The organism is Natrialba taiwanensis DSM 12281 (assembly GCF_000337595.1).
Classification (GTDB): domain Archaea; phylum Halobacteriota; class Halobacteria; order Halobacteriales; family Natrialbaceae; genus Natrialba; species Natrialba taiwanensis.
In genome coordinates, this window is record NZ_AOIL01000017.1 from 145,230 (window position 1) to 167,264 (window position 22,035).

27 protein-coding genes are annotated in these 22,035 nt (G+C 64.0%); 13 read left to right on the forward strand and 14 right to left on the reverse strand.

Going from position 1 to position 22,035, the window contains the following annotated elements:
• The first annotated feature begins 8 nt into the window (after positions 1-8).
• Positions 9-365 (forward strand): zinc finger SWIM domain-containing protein, encoded by a 357-nt coding sequence (locus C484_RS06155; protein WP_006825079.1) that lies wholly within the window; start codon positions 9-11, stop codon positions 363-365.
• A gap of 100 nt (positions 366-465) precedes the next feature.
• Here C484_RS06155 and C484_RS06160 read toward each other — a convergent pair whose 3' ends face one another.
• On the reverse strand, positions 466-1,053 hold the full coding sequence (locus C484_RS06160) for a hypothetical protein (protein ID WP_006825080.1): 588 nt from the start codon (positions 1,051-1,053) through the stop codon (positions 466-468).
• Positions 1,054-1,171: 118 nt separating this feature from the next.
• Between C484_RS06160 and C484_RS23960 the strand changes: the two genes are divergently transcribed.
• Positions 1,172-1,936, forward strand: coding sequence for an alpha/beta hydrolase family protein (locus tag C484_RS23960; protein ID WP_204366367.1), 765 nt, complete (start codon positions 1,172-1,174; stop codon positions 1,934-1,936).
• A gap of 1,484 nt (positions 1,937-3,420) precedes the next feature.
• Here C484_RS23960 and hisH read toward each other — a convergent pair.
• Positions 3,421-4,089: an imidazole glycerol phosphate synthase subunit HisH gene (hisH, locus tag C484_RS06170; RefSeq protein WP_006825083.1), complete on the reverse strand. Its 669-nt coding sequence runs from the start codon at positions 4,087-4,089 to the stop codon at positions 3,421-3,423.
• A gap of 147 nt (positions 4,090-4,236) precedes the next feature.
• Here hisH and C484_RS06175 point away from each other — a divergent pair, with 147 nt between their 5' ends.
• Complete coding sequence (locus tag C484_RS06175; RefSeq protein WP_006825084.1) at positions 4,237-4,614, forward strand: nuclear transport factor 2 family protein; 378 nt, start codon at positions 4,237-4,239, stop codon at positions 4,612-4,614.
• Positions 4,615-4,619: 5 nt separating this feature from the next.
• On the opposite strand, the gene C484_RS06180 is transcribed toward C484_RS06175, so the two are convergent.
• The 3 genes from C484_RS06180 to C484_RS06190 form a co-directional block, all read right to left on the reverse strand.
• Complete coding sequence (locus tag C484_RS06180; protein WP_006825085.1) at positions 4,620-5,216, reverse strand: uracil-DNA glycosylase; 597 nt, start codon at positions 5,214-5,216, stop codon at positions 4,620-4,622.
• Between the two features lie 171 nt (positions 5,217-5,387).
• Positions 5,388-5,984: an endonuclease dU gene (locus tag C484_RS06185; RefSeq protein ID WP_006825086.1), complete on the reverse strand. Its 597-nt coding sequence runs from the start codon at positions 5,982-5,984 to the stop codon at positions 5,388-5,390.
• A 27-nt stretch (positions 5,985-6,011) separates the two neighbouring features.
• Positions 6,012-6,191 carry a DUF5786 family protein gene (locus tag C484_RS06190; RefSeq protein ID WP_006825087.1) on the reverse strand — a complete coding sequence of 60 codons (180 nt, stop codon included), beginning with the start codon at positions 6,189-6,191 and terminating at the stop codon, positions 6,012-6,014.
• A gap of 181 nt (positions 6,192-6,372) precedes the next feature.
• Here C484_RS06190 and C484_RS06195 point away from each other — a divergent pair, with 181 nt between their 5' ends.
• Entirely contained in the window at positions 6,373-6,984 is a 612-nt protein-coding gene (locus C484_RS06195) for an MBL fold metallo-hydrolase (protein WP_006825088.1), read from the forward strand.
• 95 nt (positions 6,985-7,079) lie between these two features.
• Here the strand turns inward: C484_RS06195 and C484_RS06200 are convergent, their stop codons facing one another.
• From C484_RS06200 to C484_RS24170, 6 genes are all read right to left on the reverse strand, one after another.
• Entirely contained in the window at positions 7,080-7,799 is a 720-nt protein-coding gene (locus C484_RS06200) for a mechanosensitive ion channel family protein (protein ID WP_006825089.1), read from the reverse strand.
• 194 nt (positions 7,800-7,993) lie between these two features.
• A complete protein-coding gene (locus tag C484_RS06205) occupies positions 7,994-8,143 on the reverse strand; it encodes a 50S ribosomal protein L40e (protein ID WP_006107874.1) in 150 nt (49 codons plus the stop codon).
• 84 nt (positions 8,144-8,227) lie between these two features.
• Positions 8,228-8,755 carry a DUF367 family protein gene (locus tag C484_RS06210; protein WP_006825090.1) on the reverse strand — a complete coding sequence of 176 codons (528 nt, stop codon included), beginning with the start codon at positions 8,753-8,755 and terminating at the stop codon, positions 8,228-8,230.
• Between the two features lie 159 nt (positions 8,756-8,914).
• Positions 8,915-10,810, reverse strand: coding sequence for a Rieske (2Fe-2S) protein (locus C484_RS06215; RefSeq protein ID WP_006825091.1), 1,896 nt, complete (start codon positions 10,808-10,810; stop codon positions 8,915-8,917).
• Between the two features lie 146 nt (positions 10,811-10,956).
• Positions 10,957-11,178, reverse strand: a complete 222-nt coding sequence (locus C484_RS06220; RefSeq protein ID WP_006825092.1) for a hypothetical protein — start codon at positions 11,176-11,178, stop codon at positions 10,957-10,959.
• A gap of 114 nt (positions 11,179-11,292) precedes the next feature.
• The gene (locus C484_RS24170) at positions 11,293-11,511 is read right to left on the reverse strand and encodes a CPBP family glutamic-type intramembrane protease (RefSeq protein ID WP_338041830.1); all 219 of its coding nucleotides are present in this window, start codon (positions 11,509-11,511) and stop codon (positions 11,293-11,295) included.
• Between C484_RS24170 and C484_RS24175 the strand changes: the two genes are divergently transcribed.
• A complete protein-coding gene (locus C484_RS24175) occupies positions 11,456-11,860 on the forward strand; it encodes a hypothetical protein (protein WP_006825093.1) in 405 nt (134 codons plus the stop codon). The genes C484_RS24170 and C484_RS24175 overlap by 56 nt on opposite strands.
• A gap of 282 nt (positions 11,861-12,142) precedes the next feature.
• Positions 12,143-12,511: a nuclear transport factor 2 family protein gene (locus C484_RS06230; protein ID WP_006825094.1), complete on the forward strand. Its 369-nt coding sequence runs from the start codon at positions 12,143-12,145 to the stop codon at positions 12,509-12,511.
• Between the two features lie 113 nt (positions 12,512-12,624).
• On the opposite strand, the gene C484_RS06235 is transcribed toward C484_RS06230, so the two are convergent.
• Entirely contained in the window at positions 12,625-12,855 is a 231-nt protein-coding gene (locus C484_RS06235; RefSeq protein ID WP_006825095.1) for a hypothetical protein, read from the reverse strand.
• A 60-nt stretch (positions 12,856-12,915) separates the two neighbouring features.
• Between C484_RS06235 and C484_RS23585 the strand changes: the two genes are divergently transcribed.
• Positions 12,916-13,059, forward strand: coding sequence for a hypothetical protein (locus C484_RS23585; RefSeq protein WP_006825096.1), 144 nt, complete (start codon positions 12,916-12,918; stop codon positions 13,057-13,059).
• A gap of 84 nt (positions 13,060-13,143) precedes the next feature.
• Here C484_RS23585 and C484_RS06240 read toward each other — a convergent pair whose 3' ends face one another.
• Complete coding sequence (locus tag C484_RS06240) at positions 13,144-14,307, reverse strand: MBL fold metallo-hydrolase (RefSeq protein ID WP_006825097.1); 1,164 nt, start codon at positions 14,305-14,307, stop codon at positions 13,144-13,146.
• 171 nt (positions 14,308-14,478) lie between these two features.
• On the opposite strand from C484_RS06240, the gene C484_RS06245 reads away from it, so the two are divergent.
• A complete protein-coding gene (locus tag C484_RS06245) occupies positions 14,479-16,011 on the forward strand; it encodes a stage II sporulation protein M (protein ID WP_006825098.1) in 1,533 nt (510 codons plus the stop codon).
• Between the two features lie 113 nt (positions 16,012-16,124).
• Positions 16,125-16,325 (forward strand): hypothetical protein, encoded by a 201-nt coding sequence (locus tag C484_RS06250; RefSeq protein ID WP_006825099.1) that lies wholly within the window; start codon positions 16,125-16,127, stop codon positions 16,323-16,325.
• Positions 16,326-16,370: 45 nt separating this feature from the next.
• On the opposite strand, the gene C484_RS06255 is transcribed toward C484_RS06250, so the two are convergent.
• Positions 16,371-17,762, reverse strand: a complete 1,392-nt coding sequence (locus C484_RS06255) for an MFS transporter (RefSeq protein ID WP_006825100.1) — start codon at positions 17,760-17,762, stop codon at positions 16,371-16,373.
• A 198-nt stretch (positions 17,763-17,960) separates the two neighbouring features.
• Between C484_RS06255 and C484_RS06260 the strand changes: the two genes are divergently transcribed.
• From C484_RS06260 to argS, 4 genes are all read left to right on the forward strand, one after another.
• Positions 17,961-18,920, forward strand: a complete 960-nt coding sequence (locus tag C484_RS06260; RefSeq protein WP_006825101.1) for a succinylglutamate desuccinylase/aspartoacylase family protein — start codon at positions 17,961-17,963, stop codon at positions 18,918-18,920.
• A gap of 130 nt (positions 18,921-19,050) precedes the next feature.
• On the forward strand, positions 19,051-20,163 hold the full coding sequence (locus C484_RS06265) for a pyridoxal-phosphate dependent enzyme (protein ID WP_006825102.1): 1,113 nt from the start codon (positions 19,051-19,053) through the stop codon (positions 20,161-20,163).
• 225 nt (positions 20,164-20,388) lie between these two features.
• Positions 20,389-21,090, forward strand: a complete 702-nt coding sequence (gene udk / locus C484_RS06270; protein WP_049915063.1) for a uridine kinase — start codon at positions 20,389-20,391, stop codon at positions 21,088-21,090.
• 214 nt (positions 21,091-21,304) lie between these two features.
• On the forward strand, positions 21,305-22,035 hold a 731-nt coding region (argS, locus tag C484_RS06275), incomplete at its 3' end, for an arginine--tRNA ligase domain-containing protein (RefSeq protein ID WP_006825104.1).

Sequence of the window (22,035 nt, forward strand, 5' to 3'; positions counted from 1 at the left end):
TCACGACTGTGCCGGATGCGACGCCCGTCGAGCGCTGGCAGGCCCGACTCGAGGAAACCAGCGAGTTGACGCCCGAACTCGTCGATCGAATTTCGCGTCTCCACGGCGATCGCGGCGTCCAGGCGATCGAGGCCGTCGGCGAGAACCGGGTCAAGACCTACCGCGACTTTACGATCGTCGTCGGCTACGACGACGAGTACATCGTCGAGGACGGCGGCTGTACCTGCAAGGATAGCGAGTTCAATCTCGATGCCGACGACCCGACCGACCTCTGCTGGCACGTTCTCGCGGTTGCGATCGCTCGCCGGGTGGGTCACGTCGACTACCACGATATGTGGTATTCGGACGTTCGAGAGCTGCTATGACTATGCCGTGGCTGTGGCTGTCCCGCTGTCTGCGACCGTGACTGTGAACGCGTGAGGAGTGGGCTGGGGCGGAGTGAAGTGAATCTCCCGCAGCACAGCGTCAGTGGAGACTGAAAAAGAGCTGGACGTACAGAACCGAGAAGATCACCAGCACACCGCTGACGATAACCGTCGTCGCCACTTCGACCGGAAACAGATCCCCGTCAACCATTTCCGCTGGTGGCTCCCGAGTGAGTCGAACGGCTCCAAACACGAGCGTCGCAACGGCGACGGCAAGGGCCACGAGCCCGGACATCATCGCCGGCTGAACCGTCCAAAGCAACGGCCCGATCCAGCCGAGCGCCAGCAGGCAGAATCCGACGTTCATCCACTGCCACCAGCCGATCTCTCTGCCCGCGAGCCGTACCGATTCGCGCCATCCGGCGACGAACAGTGAACTCGTCCCAAGGAGGACCAGTGCGGCTCCGACGACTGACAGCGGCGCGAGTGGCGCGCCCTCGGGATGGATCGGTCTGTCGGCCCCCGCATCGCCGCCTGGTCCGGTTCCGGGTCCTGATCCGGTTCCGAGTTCAGGCAGCGGCATGAGGCCCCGCTCGACCGCAAGCAGATCGCCGATGATGGTGACGCCGAAGACGACGAACAGGACGAGTCCGAGCACGAGGCTGACCTGGCGCTGGAGCCGACTCATAGTATGTCGTATGTGCGTGAGAGGCAAAAACGAGCAGCCATCGTGAGCGTGCTATCGTCGCCAGTCGCCGGGTGCACTCGCAGAACAATTATCACCGTTGTCAGATAATTGCGGGTCCATGGACGGATTTGGGCCCGCCGTGGACGGGTACGTCGACGTTGTCGACCAACTCCCGCGATACGTCTCCCAGCGGGCGGCCCCGCATTTCGACGCCGAGCGCGCCGAGAAGCGGTCGATCGATTCTCGCGCTACGTTCGAGGAGCGGCGCAACCGGCTGCGAACGCTGTTTCGGTCGCGTCTCGGGGGCCTTCCCGACCGCGTCGCCGAGCCGACAGTCCGGACGACTGAACTCGTCCGACGGGACGGCTACCGCATCGAGTCGGTCGTGTTCGAGAGCCGACCGAAGTTCCACGTCACGGCGAATTGCTACGTTCCGACCGGCGACGGGCCGCACCCGGCGGTGCTCTTTCTCTGTGGCCACCACGACGCCGCCAAGGTGACGCCGGAGAATCAGCGGGCGTGTCACGAACTGGCTCGAAACGGCTTCGTCGTCCTCATCGTCGATCCGATCGCGCAAGGTGAGCGACACCAGTACCGTGATCTCGAGACGGGCGAGCGACTCGTCGGCGGCGGTGGTGGCGTCTTCGCCCACTGCCACGCCGGGCAGAAGTGCTTCTACGCCGGCACGACCCTTGCCCGATACATGATCCACGACGCCCGGTGCGGTCTCGACTATCTCGCGGACCGTCCAACCGTCGATCCGGAGCGAATCGGCGTTGTCGGCTCCTCCGGCGGCGGCATTCAGACGGCGTTCCTCTCGATGCTCGACGAGCGAGTCGCCGCGGCCGCGCCGTGTTGTGCGATCACCGAACGGTACGAGTGACTGCAGACGGGCAAGCGGATCGACGCCGAACAGGCCGTTCCCGGCGCGATACCGGCCGGCCTCAATTTCGACGACTTCACCACCGCGATCGCGCCGCGTCCCGTCTGTATCGGCGCGGCGGTCTCGGACGGTCACTTTCCCATCGAGGGCGTCCACGAAACGGTCGACAGAACGCGGCGCGTATACGAGCGCTACGACGCGGCGGACAACGTTTCCCTCGTCACCGCCGAGACGACCCACTGTTCGGTAGCTGAACTCGGGACGGGGATCTTCGAGTGGTTCTGTGATCACCTCGGCGATGCAGCCTACGAACCGCACGATCTCGGGCCGGTCGTCGATGCGTCCGTCCTGCAGTGCACGCCCGACGGCAGCGTCCGCAAGGCGTACGCCNCCTCGGCGATGCAGCCTACGAACCGCACGATCTCGGGCCGGTCGTCGATGCGTCCGTCCTGCAGTGCACGCCCGACGGCAGCGTCCGCAAGGCGTACGCCGACGAGCGAACGATAGACGAGTTGCTCCGGGCAGATATCGATCGGGCCGATTCGAGAGTCGGGGAGCGCCCGGCGGTCGACAGCGTCGATGTGGCTGCTGACAACAACAACAACGGCAGCGGAAGCGACGACGGCACCGACGGCAACAACGACGATGCCTGTGACACCGACCGGATTCGGCGGACGGTCGTCAACCGGCTCGATCTCGACCGCGAGCGGTGCGACCTGTCCCCCTGGTTCATCTCGCGGACCGCCGAGGACGAGTTCACCGTCGAGCACGTCTGGTTCAAAACCGAGCGGGACCCCGATATCGTCGTTACGGGTGTGCTCGTCTCGGACGCGGACTCCGCCGCCGAGTCGACCGCTGACGCGCCGGCCGTCGTCTGCTACGAGCGCGGAACCGAAGCGCTCCCCGATCGTACGGCGGACGTCCGGTCGCTCGCCGCCGAGTACGGAACGGTTCTGGTCTTCGATCCGCGGGGCATCGGGGCGGTCAGAACCCGATCGATCCCGATCCCCTCGTGGGTCGAGGACGACGACGGCGTGTACGGAACCGAGTTCAAACTCGCCTACGACGCGCTGCTGTTGGGAACGTCGCTACTCGGCATGCGCGCCTTCGACGTGCTCCGGGCCGCCGAGTTCCTCCGCGCGGAAACCGGGGCGGATCGCGCATCCTTCGTCGGCGAAGGCATCGGCGCGTACCACGCGCTGTACGCGGCGATAGCCGCCGACGGAGACGGTGTCGGCCGGGTCGTGACGCGCGATTTGGGCCCGAGCTTCGCCGAGATGGCCACCGGCCGGCTGCCGCCGTTTCAGCCGCAACTCACCGCGGTCGATATGCTCGGGGCGTGCGATACGCCGCAGGTGGTGGCGGCGCTCAAGCGGTGCGGCGTTCGAGTTCAGCAGGAGTCGCGGTGAGACCTCGATCGCTTCGAGTCGCCACTGCCCGGCCGAACTCGTCCCGAACGAAAACAGTCGCTCCGGCGGGTGTACCTACGAGTCGGTGTCAGCGCAGATCTCTACGAAATTCCGTAGAATCTGTAACCCCGTCTCGCCGCTCTTCTCGGGGTGGAACTGCGTCCCGAAAACGTTGCCCGCCTCGTTGGCCACGATCGATGGGAACTCGCGCTCGTAGTCGGTGCTCGCGAGCGCGCTGAACTCGTCGTCCGGTATCGCGTAGTAGGAGTGGACGAAATAGGCGTACTCCCCGTCGACACCCTCGACGAGCGGGTGGTCGCGCTCGACGGCGAGTTCGTTCCAGCCCATGTGCGGGACTTTCTGTCCATCGTCGAATCGGACGTTAGTTCCGGGGATGAGGTCGAGTCCTTCGACGGCGGCCTCGCCGTCGGTTGCGCCCTCCTCGCTCGCGGTCAGGAGCATCTGCATGCCGAGGCAGATGCCAAACAGCGGCTGGCCGCGCTCGGCGACCGCAAGGAGGTCCTCACGGATCGGGGCGGCGTTCTCGACGCCCTCGCGGAACGCGCCGACGCCGGGCAGCACGACGCCGTCGGCGTCTTCGAACGCGTCCGGATCGTCGGTGATCTCGACGTCGGCACCCGCCCGTTCTAACCCGCGCGTGACGCTTCGCAGGTTCCCCAGTCCGTAGTCGACGACGACGACGGAGGCCAGGGACTGCTCGGTGTCAGCAGCAAGGGTGCTCATACCCGAACTCGGAGGGGAGCGTTGAAGTGCATTGCCATTCGTGCAATGTTCGACTCACAATTCGCGGCTCCTGGCTCACAACTCGCAACTCTCCCGCAACTCGGGGAGAAACACAGCCATTAGGCTTCCCGACAACGATGTTCCCGTATGGCTGATACTGACACTGATACCGCCGACGCCGACCCGGAAGCCGTCGTCCGCGACTACTACGACGCCGTCGACGCCGAACGCTACGACGAACTCGTCTCGCTCTTCACCGACGACGTTCGATACGAACGCCCCGGACAGGGTTCGATCAGCGGTCGCGAGGAACTCCGCGAGTTCTACCTGACCGGCCGCCCCCTCGAGGACGGCAGCCACGAAATCCACGACATCCTCGTCGACGGGACCACTGCAGCGGTTCGGGGTACGTTCTCGGGCGTGCAGGACGGCGAGCGCGTCGAGTTCGACTTCGCCGACGTTCACGAACTCGAGAAGGGACAAATCGCCCGGCGGTATACGTTTACGGATCGGGACGAGGTATAGGGCCGTTAGAAGCCGTCGAGTCGCGTCTGTCCACCGGCGCTGCCGTCGACACCGGCGAGGTCGGCAGCGCGTTCGAGCGCCGATTCGAACGTCTCCTCCTGGCTTCGATCGTACAGCGTCGCCGCCGGATGGACGCAGATCAGCAGCCGGCGGGGCGCACCGCCAAGACGAATCTCCTCGACGGAGCCGGCCTCTTTGGTGACGGCAACCGAGCGGTCAAGCAGGTGTTCGCTTGGAACCTTCCCGAGCGTGACAAGTACGTCTGGGTCGAGCAGATCGATCTCTTGCTCGAGGTAGCCTCGACAGTTCTCGAGTTCATCCGTATTGGGATCGCGGTTCTCAGGCGGGCGACAGCGAACGCAGTTTGTGATGCGAACCGAGTCGCGATCGAGGCCGACGATTCGGAGCTGGTCGTCGAGGACGGAGCCGCTGCGGCCGACGAACGGTTCGCCCTGGCTGTCTTCCTGTGCACCGGGGCCCTCGCCGACGAACAGGATGTCGGCATCCTCGGGACCGGTGCCGTTGACGATTTGGCTGCGTGAGTCGACGAGTGCTGGACAGCGCGTACACTCGGTGACACAGAAGTCCTCCATCTCTCCCATGGGTGTGGGTCCGAGGGCCACCTACTACGTCTTTCGGGTCGCAGCTGCTGCCTCGGTAGTCGAACGCTCGCTCACCGTGGCCACGTCAGCCGACGAATCTCGCCACAGCTCCTCGAGTTCTCCGGCCTGTGCGCACTCGCTGACGGCTCGCGGTGACTCACTTACGCGCACTTACTCGTCCCCGATCGTATCGGCGTACGAATCACCCGCCCGTGCCGCAAGCCGCGCGACGCGAAGCGGCTCCGGACGCCCGCCGTCCGGCGTAAACGCCCGAAGAACGGAGACGGCCTCGTCGCGATCGCATCCCAGATACCGCGCGTAGACCGTCTCACCGTTGACCGTCAGTTCGGTTCGTGACGGCAGACGCCGATAGACCGCGAGTCGCTGCCGGAGTTCGGTACCCGAAAACGCGTCGCGAAGCCCCGATTCGAGTCCTGAACTCGACTCGAACGTGACGGCGATCACTGGACGAGCCGCGGCCTCGTGAATCCGTTCGAGGTCGAAAAAATTGTACCAGGCCGGGGCGATGGCACCCAGCAGGACGTATTGCACGTCGGGCCGAGCCACCGTCTCGAGGAGCGAGTCGACGCTATCGGTTGCATCGGTTCCGCCGACACGACAGTGCTCGTAGGCCAGCCCGTCGACGACGCAGTCGGCCCGAACGACGGCACCTGCGAGCGTACTCCGATCGCGGTCGCTCGTCGAATCGTGACTGTGGTCCCTGCGATACGACTCGGCGATTCCCAGTGCCCGTCCCCCAGGTTTCATCGGCACTGACTGAAATCGAGTTCGGCGTTAGCCGTCGTCTTCGTCTTTGATTTCCTTGAGGCGGTCAAGGAGTTCGTCGCTGGACGCGCCGTTTTCGAACTCGATCGTTCCGTCGTGGCTGTTCTCTCCGGATTTGACAGCGTCATCGTCGTCAAAATCAGCATCAACTTCCTGTTGCTCGGATTCGTCGTAGCTCCCGAATCCCATACAGTATCTACTTGGACCTACCGGTTCAAAAGTTCCGGGGGTACACGTTTATATTCGTTTATGAATCCTCGGATATCGAGGGATATACCGAGAGAAACGGCGATTGCGCCCGTTTGCGGCTGTAACACGAGACACTACCGCGGACGGCACGATTTTGATGCCGGGTCTCGACTGGGGACGTATGGAGGTCCACCACGTTACGGAAGGCGCAGAAACGTTCACGTGTAACGCGTTCCTCGTCGTCGGCGACCGAACGACGCTCGTCGATGCAGGTGCCTGGGACGGCGTCGTCGACGAGATTCGCACGTACACGGACGACGTCGATGCCGTCGTGATGACCCATCAGCACGGCGACCACGTCAGTGAACTCGAGGCCGTCTGCGATGCCTTCGACCCCGAGGTGTACGCCTACGATCACCATCCCGAACGGGATCATTCGATTGACGACGGAGATACCGTTCAGATCGGCGACGACGAGTTCAGCGTCGTCTACACGCCGGGTCACGCCGACGACCACGTGTCGTTCGTCTCGGAGACGGCGCTGTTCTCGGGCGATGTGGTCGTCCACGACGACGGCGCGTTCGACTACGGAAGTTTCGGGCGCACCGACATGGTGGGACAGTCCCGCGAGCAACTCATCGAGAGCATCGATCGACTGCTCGATCGACTACCGGATGGCGTCGAGTACATGTACGCGGGCCACGGCGGCGTCTTCCAGGGTGACGTTCGCGACGTCGTCGAGACGGCACTCGACCGGGCGGAGAAACGCGAGCCGAAGTATCCGGACGAGTAACGCTGGCAGTACCTACCGCTGATACTGCACACCGCTCGTCGCACTCGTTTTGCGGGACGAGCATCCCTCGATAGCGGAAAATCAGTGGTCAGTCGTCAGTCGTCGTCCGAAACCGCCGCTGGATCGGCGCGCGATTCTGGGGACTGACCGAACCAGTCGTCGGCGTTGGCAGCGACGTATTCCTTGCCACCCCAGCCGAAGGCGATGCCGATCGCGAGGGCGATGCCAAGCGCGGCGGCGAACGCAAACGCCTGGCCGAACGTATAGAGGATCGCCACGTTCAGCCCCATCGTATCGAGACCGATAACCGCCGCTACGAAGCAAACGAGTGCCTTCGTCGCACCGCCAGCGAGGGGCGCAACTCTGCTCTCCTGAACCGCCTCCGCCTCGCGGACGATCGTCGCAATCGGGTCGGCAATGACGAACCCGACGACGAGGATGGCGAAGCCGGCGACGACCGTCGGCGCAAAGCCGACCATGAACTCGATCCAGTCGCTCACGGGCGACAGACCGAGATACGTCGCGGCGGCGAAGGCTGCGAGAAGAACGACGTAGTACTTGGCAAGTGTCCCTGCAGCGTTCGAAACCGCCGTTGACTCGTCGGCAAAGAGTTCACCGAATGGCGTTTCGCGAACGCGGGCGTCGAGTTCGATTTGTCGGCCGAGCCGACGGACGATCGGCTGCAGTTTGCGGCCGGCGAAGACGCCGACAGCGATGAAGATGGCGGCGACGAACGCGGCCATGAGAAACGCGAACGCGTCGACAGTGACAGCCTCGAGTTCGGTTTGGAGCGCGTCGACGACCAGTGGCGTCATTGGCGATCACCGTCCTGGCATCGGTATTTCTCTTCTCGGACACTCACGAATTGTGATGAATACATAGTAGCAAGTTAGTCATAGATGAATTAAATTCTTCGATACGAGCGAGCAGAAAGATGCGGCTGAGCTACCCGTAAACTGAAGCGAGGCGCTATCGGGTGCGAGAGAACGCGGAGAGAGAGACGGGCCGATTATGCTGCGCGCGGTTCCTTGGCCTTCGGTCGAAGGTTCTTGTAACCGCACTTGCGGCAGCGGTCGGATTCCGGTGCGTTTCGTGCGTTACAGCGCATGCAGATCAGTTTCTGGAGCATCCGATCTTCGGCCGCGTCGAAACTTGGCATGTCGCTCCGTTTGCTCGTGGTGCATATAACCGCTGTGGTCCTGTCGTGGCTTCGTACCTGCTGTCGCATGGAGCAGGTATCGGCTTACGTCTCCTCCTCGCCAGAAGAGGGATCGTCGTCGGCCAGGTAATCATCCTGAACGGCGACGACGTCGCTCGAGTTCGCACACTCGCTGTACCGGCGAAGGGGCTCTTCGTTGAGCGTCAAGAACGTCTCGCCCCAGCGGAAAGGCTTGAGAAGGTCCTCGGCCCGGCTCCGGTCGCCGAAGATACAGCACGCACCGGCCAGCGCCTCGACGGTCGTGAGCTGAAACGGCCGGCCGTAGTTGACCGGGTTTGCGGCGACGAGGAAGGGAAGGGCCCGGTGGACGCCGTTCATTTTGAAGGAGGCTGCTTCGGCGGACTCCCAGGAGCAGTCGAGGGCGACCAGTGTCCCGAGGCCGTCCTCGGCATCGGCCGGCGAGAGTGCCCGGTCGGCGTGGGGGTTGAGGACGACACCGTAGGGGACCTGTCCCATCGTGCGGTGAAGCGTCGCCTCGTCGAACTTCTCGAGACGGCGGGCGGTGCACTTCTCCGGGTCGTCGTCGCCCTCGTAGTAGATGTGACACTCCACGTGCGTGTCAATGCAGGGGTGAACCAAAAGCGCCGCGACCGACATCGGTGCCGACGCCGATGTTGACGCCGACGCCACTGCTGACGCCGACGCCACTGCTGACGCCGACACTACCACCGACACCGACAGCGTTCGCTGCGCAACTCATCCGAGACCGGCTTACGCTTCGTGGATCGTCTCCCCGCGGTTGAGTCGCGCGGCGATCGTAAACGTCTGTTCGGCCTCCCGGCGGGTCGGGAAGTGGGCCGCCATGTAGCGGGCGGTCGCGATCAGCGGGACTCGCCGACGCTGCTCGCGGCCGGGGACGAACTCGTCGCTGCCGTCGCTGCCGTCACCGTCCTCGCTGCTCTCGCCGCCCTCGCCGCCCTCGCCACTGTCTGCCAACATGGGGACAGACGACGAGTCGGCGAGTTCAGCCTGCCGGAACGCCACCTCGACGTTCTGGAGCGTGTGGAACCCGGCGTCCTCGCGCAGCAGGCCGTGGCCGAGCGTCCGTTTCAGGTCGGCAGCGTCGCCGCCGCAGTCGAAGAACTCGGCGACCAGTCGCCCTGCCGCGTCAACCTCGCCCTCGGCGTCGAACGTCTCGAGCAGGTCGTCGAGCACGGCATCGGCCTCGCGGCCGGTGTCGTTCTCGCCCACCGTCGGAATCGGCGCGGGTGGCGTGTTGAGAAACCGATCCAGGTAAACCGAGAGCGCGCCGTCGAAGACGCCGCGATAGAGTTCGATAGCATCCGTTCGCCGCGCGAACCCGTGGACCGCATTGGCGTAACTGAACGTGTGGTGGACGGTGTTCCAGTCGTTGAACTCGTTTGCGGTACCGAACTGGGCGACGCGCGTCGCGGCGGCGTGAGCGACCTCGGCGGCGAGATTTTCGGGCGTCGCCCCCTGTCGGATTGCGTCGGCGAGCGTGTCGACGATGGCCTCGGGGTCGTCGCCGAGGAGCGTTTCCTGGAGGTCGGCGGGTGGGCTCCACGAGCGGTCGTCGCCCGCTGCCGCGAGTTCTTCGAGGCCGCTCGTCTCGGTGACGCTGCCGCCGTAGGTGTCTTCGAGCAGGGAAACGAGATCGACGGGTTGTCGCCAGGACGACTGTTCGTCGCTGCGCGAGGCGGTGACGAGCGGTTCGACCAGGCTCGCAAGCGTCGTATCGGCGTGGTCCCAGCCCGTGTGCTCGAGGCTCTCGAAGGCCTTGTTCGCGAAGTCGAGGACGTGGCCGGTCGTGAGATAGGGGTGGTCGGTTGCGCCGGCGACGACCAGTTCGGCGACCTCGGCGTTCGAATAGCCTGCCGCGACGGCGGTGCGGAGGCAGCGCTCGGCTCCGTCGGCGTCTCGAACCTCGATGCAGTCCCGAAACCAGGATTTCAGGCGGTCGAAGGTGACCTCTGTCGTGTCGAAGGCGGGCTGATCGAAACTCGGCGGTTCGCCCGCGCAGTCGTCTGCAACGTGGCGAACCCCGGTGTACAGCGCCCGCTTTCGGTCGTCGGGGTCGATGTCGTCGATCACGTTCGCCATGCACCCGAGAATCGTGAGTCCGGGCCCCCAGCCCGAGTCCCGATATTGGGTCCCGAACGCGAGCGTCGTCGCCATCGGTTCCTGGTAGTCGACGCCGGCGTCGACCAATCCGATCGTGGACTTTGCGGTGACGAGTCGCAAGTTCTCCTCGAGCCCCGTTTCGAGGCGGTCGGCCCAGTGCTCCGCGGGCGGCAACTCGCGTGTCGGCTTCGGGTTCACGTAGACCGTGCCGTCTCTGACCGCGACGGGATAGGTCTGTACGTCGTCCGCCCAGGGATCGAACGTATCGCCGCAGGAGAGTTCGAATCGCGCGTGGTGCCAGTGACAGGTGAGGATGCCGTCGTCGACCGTGCCCTCGACCAACGGGAACCCCATGTGCGGACAGCGGTTGTTTACGGCTCGAATCTCGCCTTCGTGGTGGAAGATAGCCAGCGGCGTACCGTCGATACTCGCCAGTTCGCGGCCCGCCTCCTCGAGTTCATCGAGTGCGACGACGGGACTGAACTCGTCGTCCGGTCCGTCGCCGTCTTCGTCGGTTGTTGCCATACCGAACACGTCGACGCAGAACCGTGTAAACGTTCGCTGAACGTCGTTTTGGTAGACTATCTGATGCTATTGTCTTTCTCGGGAGAACGTAGCTGAGTTCGGTATTCGGAGATTCCGGTGAGAAGTGCGGGACGTAGTCATCGCGTTCACTCTTCGGTTGTCTGATGTAACCCGAATACGCACTCCAAACTGAACATGACGAGCGCCATCGTGAGAGCCTGAACAAGGGCAAACTCGGCACTCAACAGTAGATTGACGACGAGAACGCCGATACCTGCTGACAGTCCTAAGAGGGCTGCATACGACACACGAGAGAGCCCCTTCGCCCATTCATCAGCGCGGTTGTAGAGACGCTTCACAGCGTTCATATTATCGATACTGTGGATACAGAAAAATATGTTACGGGAGTATACGCAGTTACCGACTTGACTGCCTTGGTTTGAGGCGGAATTCTAAATGAGAAAACCAGATCAGCAACACTGTTAGGCATAGAACTGGCCAAGGGCCGCAAAGACCCAGACGAGGACGTGTGCGCCGGCAACGGGAACGAGCGTCCGCCGACGGAGGTAAACAACAGTAAGAACAGCGGCAACCAGTGCGGTCTGAAGAAGGCTCCCGAGCGGCCAATTCAGAGCGTGTGCGACCGTGAACGCGATCCACGTGATCCCGCCGGGCGACAAGCGAACTCTCTGTGTACGCAAGCAGTCGCTCGATAGGGTATCCTCGGTACAGAATCTCCTCGACGATCCCGACTGTCACGGACTGAGCGAGCGCCATGCCGATCCCGACACCAGCACCCATCGCGCCAGCACCCTCACTCACCGGGAGGCCCACCGCCTCGACGAGTGGTGGCGTCACGATGTATACAAACAGAATGCTGACTCCCGTCACAAGGATGTATCCGAGGTCGACGAGGGCTGGTCGCCGGAATCCGAGCTCGGGCAACGAGAGGTCCTCGCCGCTCACGGCGATCCCGATAACGATGAGAGCCAGTGCCCAGTAGATTCCGAGAGTAGCGACCGGCGTAATCTCTGTATTAGTCACTCGTAGCAGGATAACAACTAGCGGTAATCCAAAGAGGGCGAGGGCCAGATTCCCGATTGTGAGCGGCGGGAGGCGAGTCACGGCGACCACAGAGCGGTATCCGTTTTCCCCCATGTGCGTATATTGACAACACACTTGATTAAATTTTTGATAGATCGAGGGTCTACCGTTGTACCGTTGTACTGAACACGAGTTCATGGCCCGCCTACAACCGAAGCCAGTCGCAACTGCCAGTATCAATACCGCAGGCGCGCATCCTTTTTACGGTCGAGCCGAAAGCAGCCAGCTATGGACGCCACCGGTCTCGTTCGACGCTACTACGACGCGCTCGACGCCCACGACTACGATGAACTCGAGGCGGTGCTCGCTCCCGAGTTCACCCAGCGCCGCCCGGACCGGCGCTTCGAGAGCCGGGCGGCGTTCGTCGCGTTCATGCGCGAGGAGCGGCCGAGCCCGGAGACGACACACGAACTGGAGGCGGTGATCGCAGGTCAGAAAGTGCGGGACGGTGAATCGAACACGGGAGACGACAGTGTTGCAGTCGCGGTTCGCGGACGAGTATGCGACGAGTCTGGAGAACTGTTCGAGTTCGCGGATTTCTTCACGGTCGACCGCGAGGCGGAGCGACTGGTGCGTCTGGAGACGTACTCCCGGTAGTTGCAGTATCGGTCNAGATGTGTATAAGAGACAGTTCTTGCCCCTCGTCGTTATGTGGTGGCCGCCGTTCGTCAGTCGTCGGCAGTGCTCGTGTCCGTCAGGCGAACACGGCTCTAAGCGCACTCGGCACCGAGGCCGACCGCGCTGACGGCGACCGACGCGAGGAGAAAGAGGCCGGCAACCTGTCCAGCCTCGACGAGTGTGACATCCGACGCGAGCAGGAGAAGGACGGTGATCACCGCACCCATGAAGATGAGCGGCAGCGCGAACCTGCGCAACGCGGGGTGCTCGTCGAAGAACAGTCGAACCCGGTGAACGCGGTCGGACCACGCCTGTGGGATCATGTCTCTTCAGCCTACATTTCGGTACAAATATTTTAGTTTGCGTACATACTGGCACTCACCATGGTAACGGAGATCGTCTTCAGTTACACGACGCTGGCCGCGCTGGTGTCTCTCGTCGCCGTCGGACTTGCGTCCTACATCGGGGCGAGTGCTGCGATCACGCGCCACCTCGACTCGCACCAGTCGAGTGCCGGCGAGTCGTAGCGTCGAGCATCGTCAGAGCCCCGCCGATCAGCTCAGACACAACCGGCCCTCGCTTTCGGTGCGAGCAGTCACACCCCACTCACATCACGCCGAACAGTTGTTCGGGCCGAGTTCGAGTTCGACTCTGTCCTCGGGAGCCAGTTCCAGTTCGCCGCGGTTGCGGTCGATGATCTCCCCGTAGTTCGAGGGTTCCTCGCCGGCGTCGGCCATCCGCTCGACGAACGCTTCCTCGTCCAGTCCGAGCAGGTCGATACCGGTCCGGGCGTCGCGGACGGTCGTCGCAATTGGGTCGCCGGGCGCGCTGTGTTCGAACTCGCCCTCCGGCGTGACCGTGACGTGGCCCGGGAGGACGACGATACTCTCGGGTTCCGCGAGGATCGTTCGATGGAGGGTTTCGTAGAGCATCCGTGCGCCTTCCTCGCCCTCGTCCTGATTGAACTCGAGTTCGGTTCGCCCCGTCGAGTCGACGTGTAACGTATCGGCGGTCAACAGCGCGGCGTCGTCGACGAGGAGGTTGATCATCTCGCTCGTGTGGCCGGGCGCGGCGAGGGCCTTGAGTTCCCGCTCGCCGACGGGAAGCACCTCGTTGCGCTCGAGTCCCGTGAAGTCGAACTCGACATCGCGTTCGTCGGCTCGCGCGCCGAGATAGTAGGGTACGTCGAGGCTGTCCGCGAGGTCGCGGCCGCCCGAAACGTGGTCCGCGTGGACGTGCGTGTCGATCACGCCGACGATGGAGAGATCGGCCTCTTCGGCTGCGACCTCGAACTCGTCGACGTCCGCGGTTGGGTCGACGACCACGGCCTCGCCGGTCTCCGCACACCCGACGAGGTAGCCGAGACAGCCCTTCGCGCGGCGCTGCAGTTGGACGATCGTCAATTTGCGGTCGTCGAGTCCGAATTCGAGTTCAGCCCCGAGCTCGACGTGTTCGTAGACGCCGCTCCAGCCTTTCATGCCGCCATCGACCGTCTGGACGTCGTATTCGTCGGTGGCCGACTCGAGTTCGGTCGCGAAGTTCCCCGAGGAGAGCCCTTTTGCGCAGATGGTGATCACCCGCTCGGCGTCGCCGACCGTTTCCTCGAACTCCGAGAGCCGGCCGTCGAGTGCTTCGTCGAGCCCGAACGGGAAGTTGATCGCGCCGGGGGCGTGCCAGGCCTCGTAGCTGTCCTCGGGTCGCGTATCGACGAGGGTGAACTCGGCACCTTCGTCCTGGAGTTCTGCGAGCCGATCGGCGGAGAGTGTGGTGACCATGGCTCGGGTTACGGTCGCAAGTGACGTAAGTTTCGCCGCGCAGTTGCCACGACACCGGGATCTGACCGAGCGGATCCGGTCGATGACATTGTCCGTACGGGCAGGAAGCCGAAAAAGAGGGTCCGTGCTGTCGATAGGTTCATTTAACTGATACTGGTTCGAAGGCAGGGTATGTCTCTTTCCGATGCCGTCGGTGCAGTCGTGTCGGTGTTCCGACGTCGTCCGTCGGATCTCCTCCCGCTGTACCTGCTCGGGGCCGCGGCTCCGGCCGTCGTCCGCGTCGTCCCGATGGCTGCACTCCTGATCGGGGTGCTCTACCTTGCGGGAACCAGCCGGCTCGACTCGCTGTTGAATAGTCTGCAGGAGATGAACCTCGGACCGCCGCCGAGCGACCCGGAATCCGCGGCGTTCGAGGCCTGGGCGAGCCAGTTCGAGCCGCTCGTCGACCTCCTCGTGACGCCGGCGACGATTGCCCTCCTCATCGCGGCGGTTTTTGTGAGTCTGGTCGTCGTGGCGCTGCTGTATGCCATCACTTCGGCGGCACAGCTCGGGGCCTGTTACGGTCGCGTTCGTGGCGAACGCGGACTCATCGCCGGTATCGCCGGTGCGCGCCGCTACTGGCTGCGCATTCTCGGGCTGTTCATCCTCGAGTTCATCCTGTGGGTTGTCGTGGCCCTCGTCGTCGGAATCGGGACGGCCGTCGCGACGGGCGCGGTTGCGGCGGCGACGGATGCGACGGCGCTTGGCATTCCCGTCGTCCTCCTGGGCGGGCTGGTCATGATCGCGCTGTTTGCACTCGTCCGAGCGCTGTTCGCGTTCGCGCCGGTCGCCGTCGTCGTCGACGACGCGGGCGTTTTCGGCTCGCTTTCGAAAACGGCGGGATTCATCCGGTCGGAACCGATCGGCGCGCTGTTCTACTACGCCCTCGCCGTCGGCTCGCTCCTCGCACTCTCGGCCGTTTCGGCAGTCCTATTTCGCATCGATGTCGTCACGTTCCCCTCGCTGGTGACGATGCTCGTCCTGCTACCGGCGTTTGACTTGCTGAAGACCGCTCTCTACGTCGGCTATCGGGGCCGGCTGACGCCGCCCGCCCCGCCGGACCGATCGGTGCCGTCACAACTCCGCGCCGGTCTGGGCCGCGGCTGGCACGAGATGACCGCGTACGTTCGCCACACGCCGCTGCTCCAACTCACGGTCGTCGCACTCGCCGTCGCGAGCTTCTGGGTCGGCTGGCGGGCCGGTGCTCCCCTCGCCGATCTCGGCGTCGAAACCTCGATCGCCGCCCGTCTCCAGGGCCACTTCCCGCCGGCCGCAGCCCTCGAGTTCTTCGCCAACAACTGGCTGGTCGCGATCACGACCGCCTTCGGCGGCCTCGCGCTGGTGCTTCCGACGATCGCCTCGCTCGTGTTCAACGGCGTCTACATGGGATTCTACGCCCAGACCGAGGCTGAACTCGCCGATCTCGTGGCCTTCGTCCTCCCGCACGGTATCTTCGAGATTCCGGCGATCTTCATCGCCTCCGCGGTCGGCATCTCGCTCGGACTGACCGGCTGGCGCGCGTTTCGCGGGCGAACCGGCCGCGTCGCGTTCGCCGACGAACTCGAGCGGGCGTTCTGGGTGCTCGTCGGCGTGGGACTCCTCCTCGCGATTGCGGCCGTGATCGAGGGCTTCGTGAGTCCGTACTACTACGACGTGCTCCTGTAGGCTCGGCTCTCGATCCCCCGACTGCCGGCTCTCGGTCCCAACCGATCGTTTTCGCCGCTACACGGCCGTTTTCGAGGGAACTACTATGTGATACGAGAACAATAGATCCACCCATGGTCCTCGTACTCGGAGCCCTGGTCGAAACCCGATCCGACCTCATCACGACGCTCGGCGTCCTCGTCGCTCTCGTCGCCGTCGTCGGCACGCAAGTCCTCGGCTGGGAGTGGGGATCGACCGAACTCGTGCCGACGGTGCTCGGCGTCGCTGCGGCGGTGATCGCGATCTCGTACGCCGTGTATCGTCGCTCGCGCTGAGTTCCGTGAACGGCGGGGCGGCGGACGAGCCGCCTCCGCTTTCAGTCAGGCGCGATTTGGCCGATACGCGTCGAACTCTTTGCCGAACACGAGGAAGTACGCGGTACCGATCAGTCCGATAGCCGTCGCGATGGTGAACGCGAGCACCGGATCGCCGGTGAGGACCGCGTCACCGGTTAGCGGGTTATCGAAACCATCCCAGAGGAGTCCGCCGAGCGCGGCGCTCGGAATGACGATCAGATTCCGCAGCAGGTAGTATGCACCGGTTACCCGGCCGCCGGCCCCCGTTTCGGCCGGACCGACGATGAGCGCTTTGTGGGCGGGCAGTCCGGCAAAGCGAAGCCCCGAGAACGCAAAGAGGATCGCGAGAACGGCGGCGTCGGGCGGCGCGCTAATGAGCACCACCGGAAAGACGGCGTACACCGCAAAGCCGAGCGTGACGACCGGCTTGAGCCCGACTCGTTCGGCCGCCTTGGCCGCTGGCACCATCACCAGCAGCGCGACGAGCATCTCGATCCCGAGCAGGATGCCGAAGTACGACTGCGGCGAGAGTTCAACCGTCCCGGCCGCGGGCAGCGAGAGCGTGAGCCCGACCTCGCGAAATCGGGTGACGACGATGACGAAGAAGACGTAGACCATGCCGTTGGCGAAGCGGACGAGCGTATCCCCGATCAGCAGTGGCCGGAGTTCGGTGGGCATTTCCCGCAGATCGGTGATCAGCTGGGAGACACCCTCGAATTTCTCGCCGAAACTGTCCTCGTCGGCCTCGTAGAGGAGGTGTTGGACGATCGTGCCGAGGACGCCGAAGACGATGGCGACGACGAGGATGAGCTGGAACGCGAGTCGCACCTCGCTGTCGGTCGAGCCGAACGGAAAGAACAGCACGGCGGCGAGCAGCGGGCCGACGAGAAAGGCCGTTCGGCGGAACGTCTCGGTGCTCGCGAAGCCAGCCGCGAGTCGCGAGGGTGCGACGGCCTGTTTGACGATCGCGAAGGAGGCCCCCAGGCCGAAGGATTTCCAGGCCTGCGAGAAGATCAGCCCGACGAAGACGGCGAGGATTCCGAGCGAGGTCGGCCCGACGGCGACATCCATCACCAGCGGCGCGGCGAACCAGATCGCAAAGCCGAGCGTCGAACAGAGCCCGAACGCGGTGAGGGCGTACCGCGAGCCGATCCGGTCCGAAATCGCGCCGCCGGGATACGGATAGACGGCGCTGATGATATTGCTGAACGTCCCGAACAGGCCGACGACGAACGCGGTCCCGCCGAGGGCATACATGTACTCGCCCATGTACCGACTCGTCATCTGAAAGCCGAGACTGAACGCGAACATCGCGATCGAGAGCACGAGCACGTCCCGTTCGAGCGCGAAGAACTGCCGGAAGGCGTCGAACGGGTCGGCCTCGTCTGTCTCGGAACGATCCTGTTCGAGACTCATATCCAGACGTGTCCGATGCAATGACTTCTGTGTTTACATCAAAATATTGGTGGGATGGTCCACAACGTCCTGGGGTGACTATCGAACGGTCGGTCTCGGGGGTGGTTCCGACCGAACATTTCGCGCTCGACCCGCGAACTGGACGGAAATTCGATGTCAAAGGACAGTATAAAGACGAACCGGTCCGTCGTCGGGCATATGACGACGACGCTCGGAACGGCGAGTGCAGGCCCCGGTGAGATCGACACGGGCCGTCTCGAGGTGGGTGAAACTCGTGATGGCAGCCCGTTCGGTCTCCCTGTCGCCGTCATCAACGGCGAGCAACCGGGACGGACGCTCTACATGCAGGCGGTGAGTGACGGCGACGAACTCAACGGCGTTGGGGTGCTCCAGCGGGTCGTCCCCCAGCTCGATCCGACGACGCTGTCCGGGACGATCCTGATCGTCGGCATCGTCAATTACCACGCGTTCCAGATCGCCGAACACCGGAACCCGATCGACGATACGAAGATGAACCGGGCCTACCCCGGCACCGAAACCGGCACCTCAAGCGAACGCATCGCCGCCGCCACCTTCGATATCGCGACCCAGGCCGACCTCATCCTCGATCTCCACCAGGGCTCGACCAGTCGCATGCTCGACGAGGTCCGCGTCCGCTGTGGAAAACGCCACCGCCTCCACGACGACTGTCTCGAACTCGCGAAAGCCTTCGGCTGCGGCTACGTCTTGGACCAGAAAGGCCCGGACGGCCAACTCGCCCGCGCCGCTCCCGACGACGGAATTCCAACCATCGACCCCGAACTCGGCGGCTGCGTCGGCTGGGACGAAACGAGCATTCAGAAGGGCGTCGAGGGTGTCTTCAACGTCCTCGCCTACTACGACTTCATCGACGGCACGACCGAACTCGAGCGCCAGACCCGCGCCAACGGCTTCGAACAGTACGGCTCGCCGAACGGCGGCCTCGTCAGCTTCGAGAAAGACCTCGGCGAGCAAGTCGCATCCGGCGACGTTCTCTTCGAGATCACAACTCCCTTCGGCGAACCCAAGGCGACCGTTACCGCCGACAGCGACGGCATCCTCTGGCGAACTCGTCGCCTTCCCCAGGTCGCGACCGGCGAATACGTCTGCTCCGTCGGAACCGACATCGACTCCTACTGAAACTGCTCCAAACACGATCCCCCGATACTGATACCGACTGATACTACACTATACTACCACCGCCACGAACACTACTAATCCACTACTAACACGCTACTACCAACCCACTACCCCACCACTGACACAGACTATGCCAACCGACCTCATCTGCCCCGCATGCGAGACGACGTATCAAGCCGGTCCGAACGAACCGTGGCGCTGTCAGTGCGGTCGCGCACTCGAGTTCAGCGAGCGTCCCCACCCCGAAGGCGACCCGCTTTCGCTGTCCCAACTCGACACGAGCGACGGCCTCTGGACGTTCTTCGAGTTCCTCCCGATCGAACCGCACGTGACCTTCCACGAGGGCTTTACGCCGCTGGTCGACGACGACGAGTGGAACGCCCAGTTCAAACTCGAATACGTCTTTCCGACCGGGTCGTTCAAGGACCGCGGCGCGACGACGACGCTCTCGCGCGCCGTTGAACTCGGCGTCGACAAGATCGTCGAGGACTCGTCGGGCAACGCCGGGGCCGCGATCGCGACCTATGCGGCGCGGGCCGGCATCGAGGCGGATATCTACGTGCCGGCGGCCGTCAAGCAGTCGAAGCTGATGACGATTCAGCGGGCCGACGCCCGCCCCGTCCGCGTCGAGGGGAGCAGGCAGGACGTGACCGACGCCTGCATCGACGCGGTCGAATCCGGCGACGGCTGGTACGCGAGCCACGCCTGGAACCCGGCCTTTTACGCGGGCACGATGACCTTCGCATTCGAGGTTGCAGCACAGCGCGAGTGGACCGTGCCCGACGCGATCGTCCTCCCGGTCGGTCACGGGACGCTCCTGCTCGGGGCCTACCGAGGCTTTTCGTTGCTGAACGAGGCCGGTATCGTCGACGAGATGCCCCGACTACTCGGCGCGCAGGCGGCGGGCCACGCCCCCATCGTCGAGGCGCTCGGCGGCGATCCGGCCGGCGAGGACGACGAGGGAGCGGGCGACACCGACATCGCCGACGGCATCCAGATCGAACTCCCGGCGCGCAAGAACCAGATTATCGAGGCGATCACGGAAACGGGGGGCGAGGTCATCGCGCTCGGCGACGATCCGATCGAGGCCGCGCTCGACCGCCTCCACCGCAACGGCTTCTACGTCGAACCGACGAGCGCCGTTGCCCCCGCCGCCCTCCAGCAGTACCGCGAGAACGGCACGCTCGCGCCGGACGACGACGTCGTCGTTCCGCTGACCGGCAGCGGGTTGAAGACGCTTTGAGTGGCCCCTGCAGCGTGGCGTTTTCGGGTCCAGACCCGTTGTTGAACTCGTTTCTGCCTCCCCGGACCAGGGTCAGGGTCTTCGTTTCCGTCAGTAGCGCTCTTTGCGAGTGCCGTTTCGATCTTCGACCACACTACCGGCGTGAGTGCCCGCCATAGACACGACGGAGAGACACGACGAGTGCAGATCATCGGATTAATGTCGCCAACCGACCTGGATCGGACGATGAGTATTCCGTCGTTCGCCATCGGCATCGCCGGCGGCACGGGTGCCGGCAAGACCACCGTCTCGCGGACAGTCGCCGAAACCGTCGGCGAGGCCGTCACCCGCATTCCGCTCGATAACTACTACGAGGACCTTTCCCATCTCGACTACGAGGAACGCGCGGGCGTCAACTACGACCACCCGAACGCCTTCGAGTGGGAACTACTTCGGGACCAACTGAACTCGTTGCTCATGGGCCAGTCCATCGAGATGCCCCAGTACGACTTCGAGCGCCACGTTCGGATGGACGAGTTCGTCCACGTCGAGCCCACCGACGTGATCGTTCTCGAAGGCATCCTCTCCCTGCACGACGAGGCGATCCTCGAGATGCTCGACCTTCGCGTCTACGTGATGACCGACGCGGACGTTCGTATCCTTCGGCGCATCGAGCGCGACGTGGTCGAGCGCGACCGCGACCTGGGAGGCGTCATCGACCAGTATCTGGGGACGGTTAAACCGATGCACGAGCAGTTCGTCGAACCGACGAAGAAGAACGCCGACGTGATCATCCCCGAGGGCGCGAATCGGATGGCCGTCGACCTGCTCATCGAGAAGGTGCAGGCCGAACTGGGCGGCGAGCGCGTCGGACCCGAGGACGAACCGGGTCGCGACGAGGCTGGTGAACTCGAGATGCCCCTGTCAGTCGCCGACTCGTCGGAGTAGAACGAATTCGGACTCTCGTTCTGTCGTTCTACAGTTCTATCGTTTTTCTGTCGTTCTTCTGGTGTTCTGTCGATCCGTTATCCGATCGTACCTGCTGCAGCAGGTTGAAACGAACACCGGTTAGGGCCCGCCGTCAACTCCCGTCGCACCCGGACGGTACAAACCGGCAACGAAACCCGACATCCCTTTACTTGCCCCCTGAATACGGGCGGGTATGTTCCTTGCCCTACGCGAAGAGGTCGAGGGCGCACTCGAGTCCGCACTCGCCGAACTCGAGTTCCCCACGGACGACCTCGGGATCGAAGAACCGCCGGAAGACGTCGAGAGCGTGCTCGCTTCGAGCGTCGCGTTCCGACTCGCCGGCGAGGCCGGCGCGGCCCCGCCGCAGGTCGCCGCGCAACTGGCGGACGAAATCGACAGCGACAAACTGACCTACGTCGCCGCGGTGCAGACCCAGGGGCCGTACCTGAACTTCCTGCCGAGCGACGCCTACCTCGCCGAAACCCTCCAGACCGCGACCGAGGAGGAATACGGCCACCTCGCAGACCGCGAGGAGTCCGTCGTCGTCGAACACACGAGCGCCAACCCGACCGGCCCCGTCCACGTCGGGCGCGCGCGAAACCCGATCATCGGCGACGCCGTCGCCAACCTGCTCGACACCGCCGGCTACGATGTCGACCGCCACTACTACGTCAACGACGCCGGCCGCCAGATCGCCACGTTCACCTGGGCCTACGAAACCTTCGACGAAGACGACTTCGATACCGAACCCGAACGCGACCGCATCGAGTACGACCTCGTGCGCTACTACCGCGTCGGGAACGCGTTCCTCGAAGACGGCCCCGAGGACGAGGTCGAAGCAGCGGAAGCCGAAATCGAAGCCATCATGCAGGGGCTCGAGGAAGGCGACGAAGACACCTACGAGCCTGTCTCTTATACACATCT